The organism is Stenotrophomonas sp. PS02301 (assembly GCF_029959485.1).
Taxonomy (GTDB): Bacteria; Pseudomonadota; Gammaproteobacteria; order Xanthomonadales; family Xanthomonadaceae; genus Stenotrophomonas; species Stenotrophomonas maltophilia_Z.
In genome coordinates, this window is sequence record NZ_JASCOO010000060.1 from 1 (window position 1) to 21,279 (window position 21,279).

The window sequence follows — 21,279 nt, forward strand, 5'->3', positions numbered from 1 at the left end:
CCCGAACGTCCACCCCCTCCACCCCAGCCGCCTCCACCTCCGCCGAAGCCCCCGCCGCCGCCACCGAACCCGCCACCGCCCCAGCCACCCCCACCCCAGCCGCCACTGCGCGCGAACACGCCGCCGCGACCGGCCGACGTCAGGCCGACCAGCAGGCCCACCACGGCGGCCGCGCCACTGGCGACCACCAGCGAGGTGAACAGGAACGCGGCCACCCCGGCACCTGCACCGCTCGCCAGCGCGCGCAGCGGTCGCGGCAGCCAGCCCAGGATGCCGCGCAGGAACAGACCGGCAAACAGGCCGATGCCCAGCGCCATCGTCCAGTTGCCACCGGCCGGGGTGTCCTGGGCGCGATGTGTACTGACCGGCGCGGGCAGCGCCTCGCCGTCGATCAGCTTGACCAGCGCGGCGCTGGCGTCGGTGAGGCCACCGGCATAGTCATTGGTGCGGAAACGCGGGGCCAGGTACTCCTGGATCACCCGGTTGGCGATCGCATCCGGAATCGCGCCTTCCAGGCCATAGCCCGGCTCGATGCGGACCCGGCGATCGTCCTTGGCCACCACCAGCAGCACGCCGTCATCCACGCCCTTGCGGCCGATGGACCACTGCTCGAACACCCGCTGGGTGTACTGCTCGATGGTTTCCGGCGCGGTGGTCGGCACCATCAGGATCTGCAGCTGGCTGCCCTTGCGCTGCTGCAACGCCAACGCCTGCGCCCCCAGGGCCTGGATCTGCGCGGCATCCAGGGTGCCGGTGGTATCCACCACCGGCGAGGACATCGCCGGGATCGCGGCCTGGGTCTGCGCCCAGGCCGGCAGCGCCAGCGCGAGGCAGAACAGCAGCAGGCAACGCAGCAGGCGCGTGGTCACGGGCTCAGTTCGCCGGCTGCGGCTGCTGCGGCGGCGCCTGCGGTGCGGGTGCCGGGGCCGGGGCCGGTGGCTGCGAACCGAACTTGACCGCCGGCGGCTGCGAGATCTGCGCTTCGTTCTCCACCGTGAAGTTCGGCTTGGTCGCATAGCCGAACAGCTTGGCGGTGATCACCTGCGGGAACTGGCGGATGTAGGTGTTGTAGTCCTGCACCATCTGGATATAGCGGCCGCGCGCCACGGTGATGCGGTTCTCGGTGCCTTCCAGCTGTGCCTGCAGATCGCGGAAGCCCTGGTCGGACTTCAGGTTCGGGTAGTTCTCGGTGACCACCAGCAGGCGCGACAGCGCACCGCTCAGCTCGCCCTGGGCCTGCTGGAACTGCTTGAGGGAGTCGGCATCGTCGGCATTGACGTTGACCTGCCCCACGCGCGCACGGGCGTTGGTGACATCGGTCAGCACCTGGCGTTCCTGGTTGGCATAGCCTTCCACGGTCTGCACCAGGTTGGGGATCAGATCGGCGCGGCGCTTGTACTGGTTGAGCACCTCGGCCCAACCGGCCTTGACCTGCTCATCCTTCTGCTGGATGGCGTTGTAGCCACAACCGGACAACAGGGAGGCCAGCACGGCCAGGCACAACAAACGGGAGAACGATCGCATGGCCGGCTCCGGATCTCGATGAACGGGATCCGGAGCATGCCATGTTCCGGGTAAAGCGGATGTGGGTACCGACCGACGGTCGGCACCTCCCCCTTACCAGTTGCCGGCACCCGGCACGTTGTGCGCCACGGCGCGGCGGCGCATCAGCAGGTTCAGCCATTCCACCAGCACCGAGAAGCCCATCGCGGCGTAGATGTAGGGCTTGGGCACGTGCACGCTCAGGCCGTCCAGGATCAGCACCACGCCGATCAGCAGGATGAAGGCCAGGGCCAGCATCTTCACGGTGGGGTTGGCATCGATGAAGCGGCCCAGCGGGTTGGCGGCCAGCAGCATCACGGCGACCGACAGCAGGATCGCAGCGACCATCACCGGGATGTGGTCGGCGATGCCCACGGCGGTGATCACCGAATCCAGCGAGAACACGATGTCGATCACGGCGATCTGCGCGATCACCATGCCGAACACGGCCGAGGCCTTGGTGGTGGTGGGGTCTTCGTCTTCGCCGCCGGTGATCAGCTCGCGGATCTCCATGGTGCCCTTGATGATCAGGAACAGGCCACCGAGGATCAGCACCAGGTCGCGGATGGAGATGCCCATGCCGGCGATGGTGAACAGGTTGGCTTCCATGTGGGCCAGATAGGCCAGCGAGACCAGCAGCAGGATGCGGGTGATGCAGGCCACCGCGATGCCGAGCTTGCGCGCGAACGGACGGCGCGCCTCGGGCAGCTTGCTCACCGCGATCGAGATGAAGACCAGGTTGTCGATGCCCAGCACGATTTCCAGCGCGCTCAGCGTAAACAGGGTCAACCAGACATTGGGGTCGGACAACAACTCAAGGAACATGGACTTCCATCCTTACAGGGGGAATGACGCGCGTGACGCGCCAGAAGTGTTACGTCAGAAGAGCTGCGGCAGCAGGATCAGGACCCAGCACACCAGTACGTTCATCATCAGCACGAACACGGCGGCCGAGCCCATGTCCTTGGCACGCCCAGCGAGCTCATGGAACTCGGCGCCGTAGCGTTCGATCACCGCCTCGATCGCCGAGTTGGCCAGTTCCATGGCCAGCACCAGCAACACCGAGCCGATCATCAGCGCACGCTCCACCGGAGTCTGGCCGAGCCAGAGCGCCAGCGGGGCGAGCACGATCAGCAGGTAGACCTCCAGCCGGAACGAGGACTCGTGCAGCCAGGCCGCACGCAGCCCCTGCCAGGACCAGACCGCGGCCTTGAAGATGCGCTTGGGGCCGCGCGGCAGGTGGCCGATTTCATCCGCCATGGGCAGGCACCCCGGTCGGCAACGCGGGCCGGAACGGCAGGAACAGCACACGGCAGACAGTCATGGGCATCGCTGAATGGGGCAGGCAATCGCTCATTTTGCCATAAGCCGGCCAAGGCATTGTCGAAGGCGGCCAACGCCCGTCCGTGGTAAAGCGCGGCCCGGCAGCAGCTTTTATGATGGACGCCTGCCCGTCCGGGCACCCGAGCGGGTGCCCCACCCCAGGAGTTGCCCATGCTGCATCGCTGCGCCCGCCCCGTTCTGCTCGCCCTTGCCCTGGGCGCCGCCCTGCCCGCGTTGGCCCGTACCCCGGGCCCCGCTGCGCCGCAGGTACCCACCCAGGTCTCCAACGTGGCCTGGGCCGGCGACATGGCGCAGTTCGCGGCCCAGGATGCGGCCAACCCGCCGCCGCGCGGTGGCATCGAATTCATCGGCAGCTCCTCGATCCGCATGTGGGAGAGCCTGGCAGCTGATTTCCCGGGCCAGCCGGTGTTCAACCGCGGCTTCGGCGGCTCGGAGGTGCGCGACAGCACCTGGTATGCCGATCGCATCGTGATCCCGTATGCGCCGTGCAAGGTGTTCTTCTACGCCGGCGACAACGACCTCAACAGCGGCCGCAGCCCGGCCCAGGTCCACGACGACGTGGTCGCCTTCGTCAAGCGCGTGCACCGCGATCTGCCCAGGACCACGGTGGAGTACATCTCGATCAAGCCCAGCCCCTCACGCGCCAACCTGCTGCCGGCGATCAACGAGGCCAACGCGATGATCAAGGCCACGCTGGCCACGCTGCCCAACACCGGCTACACCGATGTCTACACGCCGATGCTCGGTACCGACGGCCAGCCGCGCGCCGCGCTGTTCCGCGAGGACATGCTGCACATGACGCCGGAAGGCTATGCGATCTGGCGCAAAGCGCTGGCACCCAAGGTGCAGTGCAACTGAGCCACGCCGGGAGGCGCAGCGCCTCCCCGACTCAGCGGTAGTGGATCGTGGCCTGGGTACCCTGCCCGGGCTCGCTGGTCAGGGCGATCTTCCAGCCGAAGCGGTCGCACAGCCGGCGCACGATCGACAGCCCCAGCCCGGTGCCCTGTGGGCGGCTGGGCTCGGCACGATAGAACGGCTCGAACGCGCGCCCGAGTGCTTCGGCGGACATGCCGATGCCGGTATCGCGCACGACCACGCGATCGTCTTCGACATCGACGTCGATCCGGCCTTCGTCGGTATAGCTGCAGGCATTGCGCAGCAGGTTGCTGACCACCACCTGCAGCACCCGCGGTGGCGCGTGCAGCATCACCGGCCCATTGCTGTGCAGGTGGATCTCCACGGGCCGCCCGGCGATCAGCTCGCGGGCGTTGTCGACCTCGTAGCGGACGATCTCGTTGACGTCGAACAGCTCGACCTGCGGCTCGACATCGGCCTCGCGGGCGAGGATCAGGAAGGCATCGATCACCGCCTCCATGTCACGCCCGGCGCGCTGGATGCGCTGCAGGCCGCGGCGCAGGCGCGGGGTCATGTCCTGGTCGCCCAGCGCCATGTCGCTGGCCACCCGGATCACGGTCAGCGGGGTGCGCAGCTCATGGCTGGCATCGCGGGTGAAGTTGCGCTCGCGCGCGACGTGCGCGGTGACCTTGGTGGCCAGCGAGTGCAGCGCGGCGGCCAGCTGGCGGGTCTCGCCCTGCATGTCGGCCGGCAGCTTGGCCGGGGCCAGATCGGCCGCTTCCGGATGCCCGGGGTCCCAGCGCGAGACGCGCCTGGCCAGCCAGTTCACCGGTGATACCAGGCGTTTGGAGGCGCGGTAGGTGATCCATGAGGCGCCGTAGACGGCCAGCAGGGTCAGCAGCACCGGCACGATGCCGAACCAGAACGCCAGCATCTCCGCGCGCGAACGCAGGAACACCAGATAGAGGCGGCCTTCCGGACGCGCATCGACCAGCACCAGCTGGTCGTCGTCCTTGAGCTCATGGAAGCCGGGGGGGAGCGTGCGCAGGTTGGCCGGCAGGCTCAGCGGCGACTGCCCGGTTTCGAGCAGGTAACCGCGGATGTTCTGGGTATTGGGCGGGGGCTGCACCGGCGAGGCCTCGTGCAGTTGCCAGTAGTAGCCGGCCTCCTCCTGCAGCGCGCTGCTGACCAGGCTGTGCTTGATCACCAACGACACCAGCCAGGCGCCCAGCAGGATGCCCAGGCTGGCGAGCACGGCTTGGAGGATGAAGACGATGCGGATCTTGCGCGGCAGACCGTGCGGCATTACGGGGTCCAGGGCGGTTCGCGGCGATTATAGGAAAGCTTGCCGTGAGTCCATCGTGCAAACCATGACAACGGCCCGGCAGAGGCCGGGCCGTCATGCTCCAGAGGGTACCGGAGGATCGGATCGCTCATGCCGCCCGCAGGCGGCCGAGCGGCGATCGACCGCCCATCAGCTCATCGGCTGGGCGATATCGGCAATACGGTAGCCGGCGCTCTGCACGGTGTGCAGCAGCGGGCGGTCGAACGGCTTGTCGATGATCTTGCGCAGGTTGTACAGATGACTGCGCAGGGTGTCCGAGTCGGGCAGGCCATTGCCCCAGATCTCGCGTTCGATTTCCTGGCGGGTCACCACACGCGGCGATTCGCGCATGAGGATCGTCAGCAGGCGCAGGCCGATCGGCGAGAGCTGCAGTTCGGTGCCGGCACGCGTCGCGCGCATGCTGACCGGATCGAGCACGAGGTCGGCGACCTTGAGCACTTCCGAGCCGACCTGGCGACGCTCGCGGCGGATCAGCGCGCGCAGGCGGGCTTCCAGTTCCTGGATCGCGAACGGCTTGGTCAGGTAGTCATCGGCGCCGAACCCCAGGCCGGTGAGCTTGTCGTCCAGCGTGTCGCGCGCGGTCAGCATCAGCACCGGCGTGGACTTGCGCGCGTCGTTGCGCAGGCGGCGACAGACTTCGATGCCGTCCAGACGCGGCAGCATCAGGTCCAGCACGACCACGTCGTAGCTGTTCTCGGCCGCCAGACGATAACCGTCCAGCCCATCCTGGGCGTAGTCGACTTCGAAGCCGCGCCCTTCCAGGTACTCGCCGATCATCTCGGAAATATTACGGTTGTCTTCGACCACCAGCACCAGGCCGGAGGTCTCCTTTGTCTGACGCATGGGATTCCCTCTTTCTTCAGCTTTGTGAAACATGCCGCATCGCCAGTGGACGCGGTGTGAAGTTCCTCACACACCGATCAAAGCAAGGGTTTTAGCAACGGCCAGACGTTGTCCAGCACCTGCGGCTGCGCAGCGGCGGTGGGGTGCAGCCCGTCGGCCTGCATCAGGTTCGGCTTCAAGGCCACCCCCTCAAGCAGGAACGGCAGCAGCGGCACGTCGTACTGTTTGGCGAGCTCGGCATAGGTCTGGCGCAGGCGCTGGCGGTAGGCCGGGCCATAGTTGGGCGGCACGTCGATGCCCAGCAGCAGCACCTTGGCGCCCGCCTTCTGGCTGGCCACGATCATCTTTTCCAGGTTGCCGCGCAGTTGCGCCGGGGTCAGCCCGCGCAACGCATCGTTGCCGCCCAGTTCGATCACCACCACGGAGGGCCGGTGCTTCTCCAGCAGCCCTGGCAGGCGGGTCAGCGCGCCGGCGGTGGTTTCGCCGCTGATGCTGGCGTTGATGATCGCCGGCGGCGCCTTGATCTGTTGTTTGACCCGCTGCTGAAGCAGGTTTACCCAGCCCGACGCGGCCGGGATATTGTGGGCGGCACTGAGGCTGTCGCCGACCACCAGCACCGCCGCACGGGTGTCCGGAGCTTTGGCACAGGCCAGCATCGGCATCAGCAGCAACCCTGCCAGCAGCCAGCCCATCGAGGCCACGCGGCCCTTTCCACTTGCTTGGTTCATTGGAGAATCCTCATCGACAGCCTGTCCCCCCGCAGCGCGCCCGTCGCCATCGCCGCCCACAACGTGGGCAAGTCCGCACGTGGCCCGGAGGGTGAAGTCCACATACTGGACAACATTGACATGACCGTCCATGAAGGCGAGAGCGTGGCGATCGTCGGCGCTTCAGGTTCGGGCAAGACCACCCTGCTCGGCCTGCTCGCCGGGCTGGACCTGCCCAGCCACGGCACCATCGCGCTGGCCGGTGCCGAGCTCAACACGCTCGATGAGGAAGCCCGCGCGCAGCTGCGCGCACGCGAGGTCGGCTTCGTGTTCCAGAGCTTCCACCTGCTGCCGGCACTGACCGCCGAAGAGAACATCGCACTGCCGCTGGAACTGGCCGGCCGCGAAGATCCCGCGCGGGTGCGCGAGGTGCTGGAACAGGTCGGCCTGGGCCATCGTGCGCGTCACTACCCGCGCCAGCTTTCCGGTGGCGAACAGCAGCGGGTGGCGCTGGCACGGGCGTTCGTGGCGCGGCCGCGCATCCTGTTCGCCGATGAGCCGACCGGCAGCCTGGACCAGACCACCGGGCAGCAGATCAGCGACCTGCTGTTCGCGCTCAACGCCACCAGCGATACCACCCTGGTGCTGGTCACCCATGACCTGCGCCTGGCGCAGCGCTGCGAGCGCATCTACCAGCTCGACGGTGGCCGCCTGGCCGACACCGTTGCCGGTGCAGGTGCAGGTGCAGGTGCAAGTGCAGGTGCAGGTGCAGGCGCATGAATGTCGTGCGCCATGCGGCGCGTGCGCTGCGTCGCGAATTCCTGGCCGGCGATCTGCTGACGGTGTTCGCTGCGCTGGTATTGGGCGTGGCGGTGATGACCGCGGTGGGCACGCTGGTCAACCGGGTCACGCTGGCACTGACCAGCAGCGCCGCGGAGATGCTTGGCGGCGACCTGGGCCTGAGCGGGCGCGAGGACATCCCGCAGACCTTTGCCGATGCAGCGCGCGAGCGCGGCCTGGACACTACGCGCATGGTCAGCTTCCCCAGCGTGCTGTTCCATGGCGATGACAGCCAGATGGCCAACATCAAGGCGGTCGCCGATGGCTACCCGCTGCGCGGTGAACTGCAGGTCAGCCGCACGCTGCATGACAGCGCCAGCGACACCGCGGGAACGCCGCCGCCGGGCGAAGCGTATGCCGATCCCCGCCTGATGCAGGCGCTGGGCCTGCAGGTCGGCGATGCACTGGAATTCGGCGCGGGCACGTTGAACGTGACCCGCGTGCTGCAGGCCGAGCCGGACACCTCCGGTGAGCTGATGCAGCTGTCGCCGCCGCTGCTGGTGAACCGCATCGATGTGGATCGCGCCGGCCTGCTGGGGCCGGGCAGCCGCGCGTCATACCGGATGATGTTCGCCGGTGCGCCGGCGCAGATCGAGGCGTTCCGCGAATGGCTCACACCGCAGGCCAAGGGCTACCGCATTGTCGGCATCGCCGATGCCCAGCGCGGTGTGCGTGGCGCGTTCGATCTGGCCGGTCGCTTCCTGTCGCTGGCCGCGCTGCTGGCGGTGTTGCTGGCTGGTGTCGCCACCGCGCTGGCCGCCAACCGCTTCGCGATCCGACGCATCGATCAGGTCGCGATCCTGCGCTGCCTGGGCGCGCGCCAGCGCGACATCCTCACTGCGATGGCACTGCAGCTGGTGATGCTGGCGATACCGGCCTGCCTGGTCGGTATCGGGCTGGGCATGGCCGCGCAGGCCGGGCTGGTGCAGGCGCTGGGGGGATTGATCCCGAACCGCCTGCCCCTGCCGCAAGCCACGCCGGCACTGAGTGGAGCCGGCATCGGGCTGGTGCTGCTGCTGGGCTTTGGTCTGCCGCCGCTGCTGCGCCTGCGCAGCGTGCCGCCGATGCGCGTGCTCAACCGCAGCTTCGCCGCGCTGCCGCCGAGTTCGATGCTGGTCTATGCCGCAGCATTGGCGGCCACCGTGGCACTCACCGTGCAGGCCACCGGCGATGTAAAGCTGGCCGCGTGGGTGCTCGGCGGGCTGGCTGCACTGGCCGCCCTGGCCGGCGCGCTCGGTGCGCTGCTGCTGTGGCTGCTGCGCGGGCTGCAGCCGCGCCTGCGCGGGCGCTGGAAGCTGGGGCTCGCCTCGTTGACGCGCCGCCGCGGTCTGGCGGTGATGCAGCTGGTCGGCCTGTCGCTGTCGCTGTGTTCGCTGCTGCTGCTGTCGGTGATCGGTCCGGGGCTGTTGGCGCAGTGGCGCGATCGCTTGCCGACCGATACGCCGAACTACTTCCTGATGAACATCCAGCCCGAGCAGCGCGATGCCGTGCTGGCCACGCTGGGTGGGCTGGGCGTGGCTTCGCCGGGCATCGAACCGTTCAGTACCGGCCGCCTGCTGGCGGTCAATGATCGGCCGCCGCAGCGGCAGGCGCGCGAGGACAACAGCAACGAGGATGACGATGCTAACCGGCCGGTCAATTTCTCGTGGCGGCATGATTTCCCGCCGGCCAATACGCTGCTCAGCGGGACGTTCTGGAAGGCGGGCAGCACGGCGGCAGAGGCCTCGATCGAGCAGGGCTGGGCCGAGCGTTACGGGATGACGCTGGGCGACACGGTGACGCTGCAGATGGGCGATCAGGAGCGCAGTTTCACGATCACCAGCATCCGCAAGGCGGACTGGGATTCGTTCCGGGTCAACTTCTTCCTGCTGCTCAACGAAGGCGCGGTTGCCGATGCGCCGTACAACCTGATCACCGCCTTCCATCTGCCACGCGCGCAGGCACCGGCGCTGGCCGGGCTGACCCGGGCGTACCCGAACATTTCACTGCTGGATATCGACGGCATCCTGGAGCGGGTGCGCGAGGTGGTGGACCGGGTGAGCCAGGCGGTGCAGCTGGTGATGGGCTTCAGTCTGCTGGCCGGGCTGCTGGTGTTGCTGGCGGCGTTGCAGGCCACCGCCGGTGAGCGGCGCTACGACAGTGCGGTGCTGCGTACGCTGGGGGCAACGCGCCGTCAGCTGCGCGGTGCGGTGCTGGTGGAGTTCGGTGCGCTGGGGCTGTTGTCGGCGTTGTTGGCAGTGGGCGCGGCAGCGCTGCTGGGCACGGTGGTGGCGCGGCAGGTGTTCGAGTTGACGCTGAGCCCGCCGTGGGGCCCGTTGTTGGTGGGCGGTGGGTTGGGTGTGCTGTTGAGCATGGCGGCCGGCTGGTGGGGGACGCGACGGATTCTGCATACGCCGCCGGCGTTGGCGCTTCGGGAGGCGTGAGTTTGGGGCGCCGTTGCATTGAAAGCGAAAGCGACGGCGTCCATGCGTCCACTGCCTGAAGGCTGGCGGGCAGCCCCGCCCAGGACGCGCCGTAAACCCATCCCTGGGGGCTCGTGGGCGCCATCCTTGGCGCCCTGACGGTCCTGGGCAGGGCTACCCGCCATCCTTCTCGAGGGATGGCCTTGGGCGGAGGGGAGAGCGGCGGGTCTACCGTTGGGCTCGAGTTGGCACGACCATCGATGCGGCAATGTGCTGCTTCGAGGTTTGGCGATGGACGCGTGGGCCACCGATGGCGTCGGTGTCAGCGCGCGCTTTCTGGCGGTGCTTTTTCTACCCACTGCTGGAAGACGGCGTCGATCTCGGTGTCCACCACGGTCTTGCCGTCCTGGATGTCCTGGGCCTGGGTGAACAGCGGGATGATCATGGCCATGCCGTCGGGTTTGGTTTTCAGGTGCACGCCCGGTGCCTGCCCGAGGAAGTCGTCCCAGCGCTGGCGCACCTTCGCCCAGTAACCCGCGGTGGCGGTCCAGTAGGCGTAGGCGGGGGTGAAGTCCACCTCGGTGGTTTTGTTGTACTCGTTGAAGCCGAATTCGCGCGCGATCGGTGTCTGCGTGCCGTCGGGGCGCCGCTGGATCTTGGTGTTGAACTGCTCGTGGGTCCAACCGTTGGGCGTGCGCGTGTGCCGGTTGATCACGGCCAGGGCGTTGTAGTCGCTGCGGCGGGTGTATTCGCGGCGCGGCAGGGGGCGCCAGCTGAGGTCGCTGGTCCACGCGGCGATGCCGTTGTCGTAGCGCCAGGCGCCGGTGCCGCAGTAACGCGGTGCGTCGCTGACTTCGTAGACGCATTGGGTCCAGGCGCCGGTGGTGAGCGCTGCCGGTATCGGACGCACCTGCCAGGTCTGGTCGGCGCTGAACTCGAACCGTGTCGGTGCCTGGTAGACCCAGTCCTGGCGCCAGTGCTTGGTGACGTGGCCGCTCTTCGGTTCGACCAGCAGGTGCTGCAGCACCACCCGCTTCGGGGTGTCTTCGACCACGATCACCACTTCGTTGCCACCGGTGCGCACGGCCGGGGCGCGTTCGTAGCCGGGTTTGAGCAGGACGGTCTCGTCGAAGGCGAAATCGACGGTGTATTCGCCCTGCATGGCCAGGATGCTGGCGCGGTCGCGCGCGGGGTCGGCCGGTGTGGCATGCGCACTGGCGGTGAGCGCGAGCAGCAGCGCTGCCAGGGCGAGCAAGTCCGTCATTACAGCTGGATCACCGGCATGCCGTCGGCCGTCCATGGTCCGCTGCGGCGGGCCGCGGCGGCGCAGCAGCAGTCGTCGACCCAGAGCTCGCCTTCGGCACCTTCAACGTTGCCGATCCGGCGCGCGGTGGTGGCGCCCAGGGACGACAACGAGGCCAGGCTGGCGGCCAGTTCGCGGCCTTCGCCGACCTGCAGGCGCAGCGCGCACATGCGCCACGCGTCGTTGCCCAGGCGCACGGCGAGGCGTCGCCACAGGCGCTCGGCGACACCGGCGTCGTTGACCGGTTCGGGCCGTGCGGGAAACGCGGACACGAGGCGATCCCAGGCGAGGAAATCGCTGTCGGGCAGCAGATACAGGCGCCAGCAGCAGCGGCCGCGGGCGTCGACGAAGCAGAGGCTTTCGCGGATGCCTTCGCTGTCCATGCCCTGGCAGGCATGCGCGGAGACAGCGTGTTTCCAGCCACCGAGTTCACTGCTGTCCGGGCGGTACAGGCACAGCACGGTACCCAGCGAGGCCAGTTGCGCGGCCGATGGCAGGCCGGCGATGGGATGGCGGCCCGGTGGGCGGCCGACGGAAAGGGCACGGCTCATGGCGGTCTACCTGCAATCGACGGTTGCGAGGGGAGACCCTCGACCCACGCCGTGGACCGGAGTCGACGGCGGAGTGTCGAGGGGGAGAGAGCTGGGGGAGGAAAGGCCGTTACTTGGTCAGGATCAGCTTGTCGTTGCTGGTATGACGCAGGCGATAGAAACGATCGCCGTGCTGGATCAGGATTTCGCGGCGCCCCTTGAGCAGGGCTTCGCTGTCGATCACTTCTTCCGGCGGGACCACGCGGACCGGACGGTCGCGGAGGGTCAGCGTTTCGGGGCGCAGCAGTACAGCAGCTTGAGTGTTCATCGTCTGGACTCGTTGCGAGGGGCGAGTCAAATGATAATGATTCTCAGTTGACAATCAACAACCATTCTCACTTTGATAGATGACATTAATGATCGATTGCTAAACTTCGATAGCCTCCGTCAATCGCGTCAGTCAAGCGCGCTCTGTGTGTGGTCGCCCGTCGCGTGAGCTGCAGAGCCGGCCAGCGGCCGGCACTACCGTGGAGGGACGGCGCCTGTTCCAAGCGCCCTGCTCCGTTCTGCCAAGCATCCGAGCTCTGCTCGTCCCGTTCCATCTTCCGCCATACCATCGGTAGTGCCGGCCGCTGGCCGGCTCCCCGGATCCCCGGATCCCGGCAGACGGGATCAGGCAAAGACCGCTTCCACCTGCTGCCAGATGCTCTCATCAAGCTGCTCGAACAGCGCCAGTGCGCCCAGGTTTTCTTCCAGCTGGCTGACCCGGCTGGCGCCGAGGATCACGCTGGAGACGTTGGGATTGCGCAGGCACCAGGCGATCGCCAGCTGCGCCGGCGAGACGCCCAGCTGCGCAGCCAGCGCGGTATAGCGACGGACCCGCTCCAGGCGGTCGCTGCCATCGTCCAGCACCTGCGCCTTCAGCCAGCCCAGCTGTTCCTGGCCCAGCCGCGACTGCGGGTCCACGCCGGCGTTGTACTTGCCGGTCAGCAGGCCCGAGGCCAGCGGCGACCAGATGGTGGTGCCCAGGCCAGCCTCGGCATACAGCGGCGCGTACTCGCGTTCCACCCGCTCGCGGTGCAGCAGGTTGTACTGCGGCTGCTCCATCGAGGGCGCATGCAGGTTGCGCGCGCCGGCGATGTCCACCGCTTCCTGGATCTGCGCGGCCGACCACTCCGACGTGCCCCAGTACAGCACCTTGCCCTGGCGGATCAGGGTATCCATGGCCTGCACGGTTTCGGCGATCGGGGTATCCGGGTCCGGGCGATGGCAATAGTAAAGGTCCAGATACTCCACCCGCAGGCGCTTGAGCGCAGCGTGGCAGGCGTCGGTGACATGCTTGCGCGACAATCCGTGCTGGGTCGGGCGCGGGTCGTCGACGGCGCCGAAGAACACCTTGCTGGAGACGCAGAAGCCATCGCGCGGCAGGCGCAGGTCGGCGATCACATCGCCCATCACCTGCTCGGCGCGGCCGCGGGCATAGCCTTCGGCGTTGTCGAAGAAGTTGACCCCGGCATCCCAGGCGGTGGCGATCAGCTTGCGGGCCTCATCGCGGCCGATCTGGTCGCCGAAGGTCACCCAGGCGCCGAAGGACAGGGCCGAGAGCTTCAGGCCGGTGGAGCCAAGACGGCGATAGAGCATGTGGTTCTCCTGCTGCGGGCCCGCGACCGGGCCGGATTGATGCCGGTAAGTGTAGAGCGGGGCGGCACAGTTCCGCGCGGCTTACCGCGGCAGCGGTCTCACGGCCCATGACACGCCGCACGGAAAGCACGCCATGCCTTGCCGATACAGGCCCGATCACGACCGATCGGCTCGCGGACGCTGCTTTTCCTTGCCCCGCCCCTGCCGCTGCTCTAGGCTTCCCGTTTTTCGCGGCGCCCCAAGGGAAGTCTCATGGTCGAAGGTTTGGGCAGGATTGGCTTCGGCCTGTTCGGGTTGGCAGTGCTGATCGGCATTGCCTGGTTGTTCTCGAACAACAAGCGGGCTGTCGACTGGCGCCTGGTCGTCACCGGTATCGCACTGCAGATCGCCTTCGCGGCGGTGGTGCTGCTGGTCCCGGGTGGCCGTGATGTGTTCGACGCGCTGGGCAAGGGCTTCGTCAAGATCCTGGAGTTCGTCAACGCCGGCTCGGGCTTCATCTTCGGCAGCCTGATGGACACCAGCCAGTTCGGTTTCATCTTCGCCTTCCAGGTGCTGCCGACCATCATCTTCTTCTCAGCGCTGATGGGGGTCATGTACCACCTCAACGTGATGCAGATGATCGTGCGCGGCATGGCCTGGGCGATCACCAAGATCATGCGCGTGTCCGGTGCTGAAACCACCAGCGTCTGCGCCAGCGTGTTCATCGGCCAGACCGAAGCGCCGCTGACGGTGCGCCCCTACATCGCCAAGATGACCCAGTCCGAGCTGATCACCATGATGATCGGCGGCATGGCGCACATTGCCGGCGGCGTGCTGGCCGCGTATGTGGGCATGCTTGGCGCCGGCGATCCGGTCGAGCAGGCCTTCTACGCCAAGCATCTGCTGGCCGCGAGCATCATGGCCGCCCCGGCGACCCTGGTGGTGGCCAAGCTGCTGGTGCCCGAGACCGGTACCCCGCTGACCCGCGGCACGGTCAAGATGGAAGTGGAGAAGACCTCCAGCAACATCATCGACGCGGCTGCCGCCGGTGCCGGCGACGGCCTCAAGCTGGCACTGAACATCGGTGCGATGCTGCTGGCCTTCATCGCCCTGATCGCCCTGATCAACGCCCCGCTGACCTGGCTGGGTGACATCACCGGCCTGGCCGCGCTCATCGGCCGCCCGACCGACCTGTCCACCCTGTTCGGCTTCCTGCTGGCCCCGATCGCCTGGGTGATCGGTACCCCGTGGGCCGATGCCACCACCGTGGGCTCGCTGATCGGCCAGAAGGTCGTGATCAATGAGTTCGTGGCGTATTCGGAACTGGCCAAGATCATCCGAGGCGAGGTACCGGGCACGGTGCTGTCGGCCGAGGGCCGCCTGGTCGCCACCTACGCGCTGTGCGGTTTTGCCAACTTCAGCTCCATCGCGATCCAGATCGGTGGTATTGGTGGGCTGGCGCCGGAGCGTCGCCACGATCTGGCCAAGTTCGGCCTGCGTGCCGTGCTCGGCGGTACCATTGCCACCTTCATGACGGCGACCATCGCCGGCGTGCTGACGCATTTCAGCTGATATCCGTTCCCTGAGAAACAGTCTTTATGAGTAGCAGTGTCGTCGTAATCGGTTCCTTCAATGTGGATCATGTCTGGCGTTGTGAGTCGCTCCCGGCCCCGGGTGCGACCATCGCCGGCCGCTACAGCACCGGTCCCGGCGGCAAGGGCTTCAACCAGGCCGTGGCCGCCCGCCGTGCCGGCGCGCCGACCACGTTCCTGTGCGCGCTGGGCGATGACGCCGGCGGTGCGATGGCCCGCGGCCTGGCCGAGCAGGACGGCTTCGCGCTGACCGCCGAGGCCAGCAGCGAGCCGACCGGCACCGGCGGCATCTATGTCGACAGCCGCGGCCGCAACACCATCGTGATCGGCCCGGGCGCCAACGCCGCGTTGAGCCTGGACTTCGTCGAACAGCAGCGCGCGCTGCTGGCCGGCGCCAAGGTGGTGCTGGCGCAGCTGGAATCGCCGGTGGAAACCATCGAAGCGGCGCTGGCGATCGCGCGTGAGGCCGGTGCCACCACCGTGCTCAACGTGGCGCCTGCCGATGCGCCGTCCAGCATCGGCCTGCTCAAGCTGGCCGATGTGCTGACCCCGAACGAGACCGAGTTCGCTGCCCTGCTCGGCCGTCATGTCGGCGAGCGCGTGGATGCCAACGACGTCGCCGCGCTGGATGGCGCCAGCCTGCATGCGCTGTGCCGCAAGCTGGTCGGCAACGGCACCGTGGTGGTGACGCTGGGTTCGGTCGGTGTGTTCGTGTCGCACGCCGAAGAGAACCTGCGTGGCGATACCCAGCCGTACTACCGCGTCGGCGCAGAGCAGGTGCAGGTGCTGGACACGACCGGTGCGGGCGATGCGTTCAACGGTGCGCTGGTGGCCTCGATCGCGCAGGATCCGGACGCGGCGTTTGCCCGCCACGTGCGTTTCGCCAATCAGTTCGCCGGTCGTTCAACCGAGAAGGAAGGCGCCGCCGCGGCGATGCCGCACTTCACCCCGGGTGATGCCGAGAACAAGTAAGCGTCACCGGTGTGGATACCAAGAGGCCAGCGTTCGCGCTGGCCTTTTTTGTTGCTCCACCAGCGTCTCGCTGTGAATCTGGGGGGTGTCTCCGCTGGGGTCTGTCGCGAGCGTGAGGGCCCCGTAGCGACCGTGGTCTGGACACGTGGGGCGCGATGTCCTTGTGGGCGAAATCAAGGAGGAGGGGTCGGCCGCAGGCCGGCACCGGGGGACATTCGCCGGCAAGGGCATCGCGCCCCAGCGCTCGACCCACCGGCCGCCGCCGCACCCGGAATCGCAGTCGCCTGCAGTCAGCCGGTACGCCCCAACGTGGGCGGCATGCAGCGCGTGATCCACAGCGCCAGCGCGCCGACCAGCAGCCCGGCAAGCACATCCAGCAGATCGTGCTGCCAGGTAGTGAGCGTCGAGACCAGGATCAGGCCACAGGCGCCGTGCCACAGCCAGCGCACCGCTGCCGCATTCGCCTGCAGCGACTGCCGCCATGTCTGCCAGACCACCACCAGTACCGCAGCGTGCAGCGACGGCGCCATGTTGAAGGGCGCTTCGAACGCGCGCAGTTGTGCGAACAGCAGGCCGCTCGCGCCCTCCGGCTGCGGCAGCACACGCACATTGCCGGTCGGCCAGCACACGAACGCGAGCATGCAGGCAGCCTGCACCAGCGCGATGGCCAGCGCATGGCGGCGCAGGGCGGATCGGGTCGGGCAGAGGAAGAACGTCAGCGGGTACAGCAGGTTCAGCGCCAGGTACGGCCAGATCGTCCACGCCCAGAACGGGATCGCCTCGTCCCAGCGACCATGCAGGCTGCAGGTCTGGGCCTGGCTGGCGGCCCAATGGTTGGTCCAACTGTAGCCATGGATGAACATCGCGCCGAGCAGCAGCATCCACAGCATCGCCTCGCGCCAGGGCGGCTGGGGGACGGACGCGGTGGCAACAGGCGGCGTGGGCACGCGCGCACCGTAGCAGAACGTGGCCCGCCTGTTTGCCGCTATCCTTGCGTTTTCGCGGATACACGGACTGTACGCAGTGGCAGCAGCAGGCAGTCAGCAACACGCACGCCCACACGCGGGCGAACCACGCTGGACGCGCAATCCGGCGTGGGCGCTGTTTGCGCAGACCCATGCGCAGCGCCAGCTGCTGCTGGTGTCAGGTGGCGCCGACGAACTGTATGTGGTCGATGAGGCCGATACCCCGACGGTCATCGAACGGATCCTCGGCCACTGGGAAAACGACACCCTGGCGATCCTGCAGGACGATGCCGAGTGCGGCCCGGCGGTCCGCCAGCTGATACGTCTCGGTGTGCTGGTGCCGTTGCGCGCCGCGCGCAGAGTGAAGCGCTACGCACTCGACTGGCTCGGCGAACCGCTGCCCGGGTTGGCCGACGCTTTCGACCAGCATTCCAGCGCGGATCTGCAGCGCGTCGATGCGGTCGCCGATGCCGACCTCCTTGTGCTGGTCCGGCACGGGCTGGGCTGGGAACAGGCCTTGGCCCGCTACCGCACGCAGATGCCGGCACAACCGCATCTGCTGCTCGACCTCAGTTATCACCACACGCTCGCGCTGGGCCCCTATGTGGTGCCCGGCCAGAGCGCCTGTGTGTATTGCCTGGGCAACCGGGTGCTGCGCCGCTGGGGCGAAGCACCCGTGCCGGCGATGCCGGCGGTCGCCGCGCAACCGGCACGGATCGCGGCGCTGGTCGCGCCGTTGCTGGATCAGCCGCCGCTGTTGCTGGGCTATCTCGAACGCAGCGTCTGGCTCGACCTGCATCGCCTGCACGGCGAGCGCGACCGGGTGCTGCGGCTGCCGTGGTGCCCCGCCTGCCAGGGCGGCGAAGTGTCGCTGCCGCCACCGCTGTCCTTGCCTTGGGACACCGGGCGCCCGTGATAATGTGCGCCACGCGCCGGGCGTTTCCGCCCCGGTCAATGGAGTGACCTCATGTATCGCCTGCCGACCCAGTTCGATGCCAGTGCCTCACGCCAGGACCTTGCCGCGGCAGGCGGCGGCTCGACGTCGACCACCTGCAGTTCCTGCATCGTCACCCTGCTCGGTACCTCGGTGCTGTCGGCGGTGGTGCTTGGCAAGCTGGACCCCGTAATACCGGCAGCCGTCAGCAGCGACACACACCCCGCGGCCACCAGCGTCGACACCCGTACGGACCTCCACCCCCAGCCACCTGCGTTGCCGCAGGCGCCGCCTGATGCTGCGAATCCGCACGCTCCGGAGACGACCGTCCCCGTTGTACCGGCGGCCGGGTTGAGCCGCACCAGTCGAGTGTTGCTGGGGCTGTTCGCCTTGCCGCTGGCCGCGCTGGGCGGAGGCATCTTCATGAGCACCGCCAACCCGATCTTCGGCCTGTTCGTTGCCGTCGGGCTGTATGTCGGGATTTACGCCCTCGTCTACGAGCGCTCGGGGCGATCGCTCGGGCGCGGCATCGGGATCGGCATCGCCCTGCTGCTGGGCCTGTTCGCCGTCGGCGCCCTCGAGATGATGCTCTGGCTGAGCGTGATGAAATGAGCCGCGCCGCCGTGCAGGCGGCGCAGCCGGAAACGCCCACACTGTCCTCGCACCTGCTGCATGGCGCGGCGCGTTCGCGTTGTGGTCTGGTGCGCCCGGCGCAGCCGATCGAGGCCAGCCCCTGCGATGCAACCGGGCCCTTGTTCCAGGGACGGCGCGTGCACAATGCCGCCACGCCGGCCGACCCGGCCAATCCCTGGCAGGGGGTTTCGGGCGCGGTCGCCCTGGATGCCGATGCGGCCGCCGATGGCGCGGTCGCCGAGGCACTGGAGCGGCTGGCGGCGGCGCAGGCGAGCGTGGAGGTGCGTCCTCGTCATGCGCTGACACCCGCACACCGCCTGGACGAATCGGCCTTCGCCCTGTTCTCGGCACGCCAACGCGCCACGCCGGGCTTCCCGTGGCCGATGCCCGAACACGATGACGATCTGTTCGCGGCGGTGCATGCGCTGGATGACAACCGCAGGGTCTGGGTGCCGCAGGAACTGGTCGGACTGGGTCCGCGCCGCGGCCTGGCGCGTCTGCCGTCGACGTCCAGTGGGCTGGCAGCGTGGCGCGATGGCCGCGATGGCGCCTGGCTGGCGCTGTTGCGGGCCGCCCAGGAGCTGCTGGAGCGCGATGCACTGGCGGTAACATGGCTCAATGGCGTGGCCGGCCGGCGGATCGCGTTGCCGGCCCAATGGCAGGCCTTCGCGCACGAGCGCGGTGGCGAACTGCAGGCCTTCGATCTGACCCAGCACTGGAACCCGCACCCGGTGATTGCGGTCGCGGGCGGCATCCCGTTCGAAGGCCGCCCCCGCCATGTGCTGGGCATCGCCTGCCGCGCCGAGCCGGGCGAGGCGCTGCACAAAGCGCTGCTGGAATGGCAGCAGGCGCTGACCTTTGCCGCGCATCTGTGTGGCCGCGAAAGCGCCCGGCTGCCGCGCGATGCCGCAGCACTGCGCAGTTTCGATGAACATGCCGCGTTCTACACCCTGCGCCCCGAGCTATGGCCGCAGCTGCCGCTGTTCGGGGAGGCGGGCGACAGCACCTTGCAGCTGCCCCCGCCAAGCGCAGCGCTCCGGCCCGCCGCACCGCGCGCCATCGCCGAGCTGGATCTGCTGCGGCGCCGGCTGGGCCGTGCCGGCATCGCGCTGTACTACCGCGAGTTGACCACCGCCGATGTGGCCGCGGCCGGCCTGCGGGTGATGCGGGTGGTGTCGCCGCAGCTCAGCGGCCTGCACGCCGACGAGCGTGCGCCGTTCCTTGGTGGCCGCTGCCGGGACGTGGCCTGGCGTTATCCCGGCGTCCCGCACGGCGGCGCGTTTCCCAACCCCTTTCCGCATCCATTGGGCTGACCCCCGAGGACCGCATGCCGTCACCGCCTTCCCCCTGGGACGATGCCCCGCTGTTCCATCTGTTCTGGCACAACGGCGAACTCAATCCCGCGCGCGCGGACGTGATGCGCGCGCGGATCGCCGAAGATGCCGCACGCGCCTGGTCGCCGCCACGGCCGTTGCATGCAGCCGCCGGCGTCGCCTTGCCGGACCCGGTACACCCCGGCGATGCCCTCGCGCAGCGCCACAGTGGCCGCCGCTTCGGTGACGCGCGCTGGGGCGCCAAGGAACTGGGGCGCGTGCTGGCCCCGCTGCGGGCCCGGCCCGGCGACAGTGACACGCGGCGTCTGCCATCCGGTGGGGCCAAGTACCCGATCCAGGCCTATGCCGCGCTGTACGGCAACGACGATGCGACCGCGGCAGCGCCGGGCATCCATTGGTACGACCCGCTCGAGCACGCGCTGGTGCCGGTAGCGCCCTGCCCCGCATGGCCGGCGCTGTCCAGGCTGCTGGGCGTGGACTGGCCCGAACGCCCTGCAGTCGTGCTGTTCCTGATCGCCGAGCCGGCCGGCACGCTGGCCAAGTACGGCGAGCGTGGTGGCCGCTTCGTGTTGATCGAGGCCGGGGTCTGGCTGGGGGCGCTGGGGCAGGAAGTGGCGGCGATGAATGCCGCCGGCTGCGCGATCGGCTCGTTCGAGGATGCCGCCGTGCTGGCCCTGCTCGGGCTCGACCCGCGGCGGCATCTGGCGGTGTTGGCCTATGCGTGTGGTCCGGCGCCCTGAACGCTCGCCGGAATCGCGGAGAGCGTTGACGGCCGTGGCCGGACCGTCTGCGCTGCGTATCGACTGTTGGTCGCTGTGCCTTCCCGCGTGCGACCGCGACCGGAAATTGCCAGCGAATGGCCGCTGGCTGGATTGCCCCGATGCTGCAGCCACTCGACCATGAGCTCCCCCGCTCACGGACGACGCACGTTATGACCGACACCCCCTTCTGGATGCTGCTGGCCGCCACCGGCACCGCGCTTGCCGTGCTGCTGCACATTGGCTGCATCGCCTTCGGCGCGCCGTGGTATGAATTTTTCGGCGCCGGCCAACGCATGGTGCGACTGGCCCGGGCCGGGCGTGCCGAACCCGCCGTGATCACGGCCGCGATCACCCTCGTGCTGGGCATCTGGACGCTGTACGCCTTGTCGGCCGCCGGCTGGGTCCGCCCGCTGCCCGGCACCCGCTGGGTGCTGCTGGGGATCATCGGCATCCTCGGCGGCCGGGGCCTGGCCGGGCTGATCATCGGCCGGGTCCGCCCGGGCTACAACGGTGCGCGCTTCTGGTATACCAGTTCCCTGACCTGCCTGGCGCTGGCCGCCCTGTACGTCGCCGGCACCCTGACGTGGTAGTACCCGCCGGCAGCCCCTGAGCACGCGATGGCCGGCCAGCGGCCGGCGCTACCGGTAACCGGCCAGCATCCGCCGCCGCTGGGGACGACGGAAGCAATCGTCAAGCATATGCTCATGACCGGTGCGCATCAGGCCCTTCCGGATCGGCCTGAACAGGCGCGCGGTGG

Annotated in this window: 22 protein-coding genes; 10 read left to right on the forward strand and 12 right to left on the reverse strand. The window is 68.5% G+C overall.

What is annotated here, in order from left to right; translation table 11 throughout:
• From QMX81_RS14235 to QMX81_RS14250, 4 genes are all read right to left on the reverse strand, one after another.
• Positions 1-869: TPM domain-containing protein (locus QMX81_RS14235; protein ID WP_282262402.1), on the reverse strand; the 869-nt coding region annotated here is incomplete at its 3' end.
• 4 nt (positions 870-873) lie between these two features.
• Complete coding sequence (locus QMX81_RS14240) at positions 874-1,524, reverse strand: LemA family protein (protein ID WP_121042778.1); 651 nt, start codon at positions 1,522-1,524, stop codon at positions 874-876.
• A gap of 93 nt (positions 1,525-1,617) precedes the next feature.
• The gene (locus QMX81_RS14245; protein ID WP_088433998.1) at positions 1,618-2,367 is read right to left on the reverse strand and encodes a TerC family protein; all 750 of its coding nucleotides are present in this window, start codon (positions 2,365-2,367) and stop codon (positions 1,618-1,620) included.
• A 54-nt stretch (positions 2,368-2,421) separates the two neighbouring features.
• The gene (locus QMX81_RS14250; RefSeq protein WP_282262407.1) at positions 2,422-2,802 is read right to left on the reverse strand and encodes a diacylglycerol kinase; all 381 of its coding nucleotides are present in this window, start codon (positions 2,800-2,802) and stop codon (positions 2,422-2,424) included.
• Positions 2,803-3,036: 234 nt separating this feature from the next.
• Here QMX81_RS14250 and QMX81_RS14255 point away from each other — a divergent pair, with 234 nt between their 5' ends.
• The gene (locus tag QMX81_RS14255) at positions 3,037-3,744 is read left to right on the forward strand and encodes an SGNH/GDSL hydrolase family protein (protein WP_282262409.1); all 708 of its coding nucleotides are present in this window, start codon (positions 3,037-3,039) and stop codon (positions 3,742-3,744) included.
• 31 nt (positions 3,745-3,775) lie between these two features.
• Here the strand turns inward: QMX81_RS14255 and QMX81_RS14260 are convergent, their stop codons facing one another.
• From QMX81_RS14260 to QMX81_RS14270, 3 genes are all read right to left on the reverse strand, one after another.
• Positions 3,776-5,047 carry a HAMP domain-containing sensor histidine kinase gene (locus QMX81_RS14260; protein WP_121042774.1) on the reverse strand — a complete coding sequence of 424 codons (1,272 nt, stop codon included), beginning with the start codon at positions 5,045-5,047 and terminating at the stop codon, positions 3,776-3,778.
• Positions 5,048-5,215: 168 nt separating this feature from the next.
• Positions 5,216-5,929, reverse strand: a complete 714-nt coding sequence (locus tag QMX81_RS14265) for a response regulator transcription factor (protein WP_019182442.1) — start codon at positions 5,927-5,929, stop codon at positions 5,216-5,218.
• A 77-nt stretch (positions 5,930-6,006) separates the two neighbouring features.
• A complete protein-coding gene (locus QMX81_RS14270; RefSeq protein ID WP_282262413.1) occupies positions 6,007-6,657 on the reverse strand; it encodes an arylesterase in 651 nt (216 codons plus the stop codon).
• A 120-nt stretch (positions 6,658-6,777) separates the two neighbouring features.
• On the opposite strand from QMX81_RS14270, the gene QMX81_RS14275 reads away from it, so the two are divergent.
• Positions 6,778-7,416 (forward strand): ATP-binding cassette domain-containing protein, encoded by a 639-nt coding sequence (locus tag QMX81_RS14275; RefSeq protein WP_282262415.1) that lies wholly within the window; start codon positions 6,778-6,780, stop codon positions 7,414-7,416.
• Positions 7,413-9,899 carry an FtsX-like permease family protein gene (locus tag QMX81_RS14280; protein WP_282262416.1) on the forward strand — a complete coding sequence of 829 codons (2,487 nt, stop codon included), beginning with the start codon at positions 7,413-7,415 and terminating at the stop codon, positions 9,897-9,899. Before QMX81_RS14275 ends, QMX81_RS14280 begins: the two co-directional genes overlap by 4 nt.
• A 301-nt stretch (positions 9,900-10,200) precedes the next feature.
• Here the strand turns inward: QMX81_RS14280 and QMX81_RS14285 are convergent, their stop codons facing one another.
• The 4 genes from QMX81_RS14285 to QMX81_RS14300 form a co-directional block, all read right to left on the reverse strand.
• Complete coding sequence (locus tag QMX81_RS14285; protein WP_282262417.1) at positions 10,201-11,142, reverse strand: DUF6607 family protein; 942 nt, start codon at positions 11,140-11,142, stop codon at positions 10,201-10,203.
• Complete coding sequence (locus tag QMX81_RS14290; protein ID WP_121042764.1) at positions 11,142-11,732, reverse strand: Hemin transport protein; 591 nt, start codon at positions 11,730-11,732, stop codon at positions 11,142-11,144. The genes QMX81_RS14285 and QMX81_RS14290 overlap by 1 nt, the downstream gene beginning before the upstream one ends.
• A 109-nt stretch (positions 11,733-11,841) precedes the next feature.
• On the reverse strand, positions 11,842-12,039 hold the full coding sequence (locus QMX81_RS14295; RefSeq protein WP_019182448.1) for a hemin uptake protein HemP: 198 nt from the start codon (positions 12,037-12,039) through the stop codon (positions 11,842-11,844).
• A 344-nt stretch (positions 12,040-12,383) separates the two neighbouring features.
• Positions 12,384-13,352: an aldo/keto reductase gene (locus QMX81_RS14300; protein WP_121042762.1), complete on the reverse strand. Its 969-nt coding sequence runs from the start codon at positions 13,350-13,352 to the stop codon at positions 12,384-12,386.
• Positions 13,353-13,604: 252 nt separating this feature from the next.
• Here QMX81_RS14300 and QMX81_RS14305 point away from each other — a divergent pair, with 252 nt between their 5' ends.
• Together QMX81_RS14305 and QMX81_RS14310 are read left to right on the forward strand one after the other, a co-directional pair.
• Positions 13,605-14,903: a nucleoside transporter C-terminal domain-containing protein gene (locus QMX81_RS14305; protein WP_121042760.1), complete on the forward strand. Its 1,299-nt coding sequence runs from the start codon at positions 13,605-13,607 to the stop codon at positions 14,901-14,903.
• Between the two features lie 26 nt (positions 14,904-14,929).
• Positions 14,930-15,895, forward strand: a complete 966-nt coding sequence (locus QMX81_RS14310) for a ribokinase (RefSeq protein ID WP_088433986.1) — start codon at positions 14,930-14,932, stop codon at positions 15,893-15,895.
• A gap of 290 nt (positions 15,896-16,185) precedes the next feature.
• On the opposite strand, the gene QMX81_RS14315 is transcribed toward QMX81_RS14310, so the two are convergent.
• Positions 16,186-16,842: a phosphatase PAP2 family protein gene (locus tag QMX81_RS14315; protein ID WP_147433916.1), complete on the reverse strand. Its 657-nt coding sequence runs from the start codon at positions 16,840-16,842 to the stop codon at positions 16,186-16,188.
• A 76-nt stretch (positions 16,843-16,918) separates the two neighbouring features.
• Here QMX81_RS14315 and QMX81_RS14320 point away from each other — a divergent pair, with 76 nt between their 5' ends.
• The 5 genes from QMX81_RS14320 to QMX81_RS14340 all read left to right on the forward strand — a co-directional run bounded on the left by QMX81_RS14320 (position 16,919) and on the right by QMX81_RS14340 (position 21,112).
• Entirely contained in the window at positions 16,919-17,776 is an 858-nt protein-coding gene (locus tag QMX81_RS14320; RefSeq protein WP_121042756.1) for a hypothetical protein, read from the forward strand.
• Between the two features lie 51 nt (positions 17,777-17,827).
• Entirely contained in the window at positions 17,828-18,406 is a 579-nt protein-coding gene (locus QMX81_RS14325) for a hypothetical protein (RefSeq protein ID WP_121042754.1), read from the forward strand.
• The gene (locus QMX81_RS14330; protein WP_121042752.1) at positions 18,403-19,740 is read left to right on the forward strand and encodes a YcaO-like family protein; all 1,338 of its coding nucleotides are present in this window, start codon (positions 18,403-18,405) and stop codon (positions 19,738-19,740) included. The genes QMX81_RS14325 and QMX81_RS14330 overlap by 4 nt, the downstream gene beginning before the upstream one ends.
• 14 nt (positions 19,741-19,754) lie before the next feature.
• Positions 19,755-20,501, forward strand: coding sequence for a SagB/ThcOx family dehydrogenase (locus tag QMX81_RS14335; RefSeq protein WP_282262424.1), 747 nt, complete (start codon positions 19,755-19,757; stop codon positions 20,499-20,501).
• Between the two features lie 191 nt (positions 20,502-20,692).
• Positions 20,693-21,112, forward strand: a complete 420-nt coding sequence (locus QMX81_RS14340; protein WP_282262426.1) for a hypothetical protein — start codon at positions 20,693-20,695, stop codon at positions 21,110-21,112.
• The last annotated feature ends 167 nt before the right edge of the window (positions 21,113-21,279 follow it).

What these genes read in the sequence shown, in the direction of transcription:
- QMX81_RS14240 (WP_121042778.1), bottom strand. Translation starts at nt 1,524, where the DNA reads ATGCGATCGTTCTCCCGTTTGTTGTGCCTGGCCGTGCTGGCCTCCCTG.
- QMX81_RS14245 (WP_088433998.1), bottom strand. Translation starts at nt 2,367, where the DNA reads ATGTTCCTTGAGTTGTTGTCCGACCCCAATGTCTGGTTGACCCTGTTT.
- QMX81_RS14250 (WP_282262407.1), bottom strand. Translation starts at nt 2,802, where the DNA reads ATGGCGGATGAAATCGGCCACCTGCCGCGCGGCCCCAAGCGCATCTTC.
- QMX81_RS14255 (WP_282262409.1), top strand. Translation starts at nt 3,037, where the DNA reads ATGCTGCATCGCTGCGCCCGCCCCGTTCTGCTCGCCCTTGCCCTGGGC.
- QMX81_RS14260 (WP_121042774.1), bottom strand. Translation starts at nt 5,047, where the DNA reads ATGCCGCACGGTCTGCCGCGCAAGATCCGCATCGTCTTCATCCTCCAA.
- QMX81_RS14265 (WP_019182442.1), bottom strand. Translation starts at nt 5,929, where the DNA reads ATGCGTCAGACAAAGGAGACCTCCGGCCTGGTGCTGGTGGTCGAAGAC.
- QMX81_RS14270 (WP_282262413.1), bottom strand. Translation starts at nt 6,657, where the DNA reads ATGAACCAAGCAAGTGGAAAGGGCCGCGTGGCCTCGATGGGCTGGCTG.
- QMX81_RS14275 (WP_282262415.1), top strand. Translation starts at nt 6,778, where the DNA reads ATGACCGTCCATGAAGGCGAGAGCGTGGCGATCGTCGGCGCTTCAGGT.
- QMX81_RS14280 (WP_282262416.1), top strand. Translation starts at nt 7,413, where the DNA reads ATGAATGTCGTGCGCCATGCGGCGCGTGCGCTGCGTCGCGAATTCCTG.
- QMX81_RS14285 (WP_282262417.1), bottom strand. Translation starts at nt 11,142, where the DNA reads ATGACGGACTTGCTCGCCCTGGCAGCGCTGCTGCTCGCGCTCACCGCC.
- QMX81_RS14290 (WP_121042764.1), bottom strand. Translation starts at nt 11,732, where the DNA reads ATGAGCCGTGCCCTTTCCGTCGGCCGCCCACCGGGCCGCCATCCCATC.
- QMX81_RS14295 (WP_019182448.1), bottom strand. Translation starts at nt 12,039, where the DNA reads ATGAACACTCAAGCTGCTGTACTGCTGCGCCCCGAAACGCTGACCCTC.
- QMX81_RS14300 (WP_121042762.1), bottom strand. Translation starts at nt 13,352, where the DNA reads ATGCTCTATCGCCGTCTTGGCTCCACCGGCCTGAAGCTCTCGGCCCTG.
- QMX81_RS14305 (WP_121042760.1), top strand. Translation starts at nt 13,605, where the DNA reads ATGGTCGAAGGTTTGGGCAGGATTGGCTTCGGCCTGTTCGGGTTGGCA.
- QMX81_RS14310 (WP_088433986.1), top strand. Translation starts at nt 14,930, where the DNA reads ATGAGTAGCAGTGTCGTCGTAATCGGTTCCTTCAATGTGGATCATGTC.
- QMX81_RS14325 (WP_121042754.1), top strand. Translation starts at nt 17,828, where the DNA reads ATGTATCGCCTGCCGACCCAGTTCGATGCCAGTGCCTCACGCCAGGAC.
- QMX81_RS14330 (WP_121042752.1), top strand. Translation starts at nt 18,403, where the DNA reads ATGAGCCGCGCCGCCGTGCAGGCGGCGCAGCCGGAAACGCCCACACTG.
- QMX81_RS14335 (WP_282262424.1), top strand. Translation starts at nt 19,755, where the DNA reads ATGCCGTCACCGCCTTCCCCCTGGGACGATGCCCCGCTGTTCCATCTG.
- QMX81_RS14340 (WP_282262426.1), top strand. Translation starts at nt 20,693, where the DNA reads ATGACCGACACCCCCTTCTGGATGCTGCTGGCCGCCACCGGCACCGCG.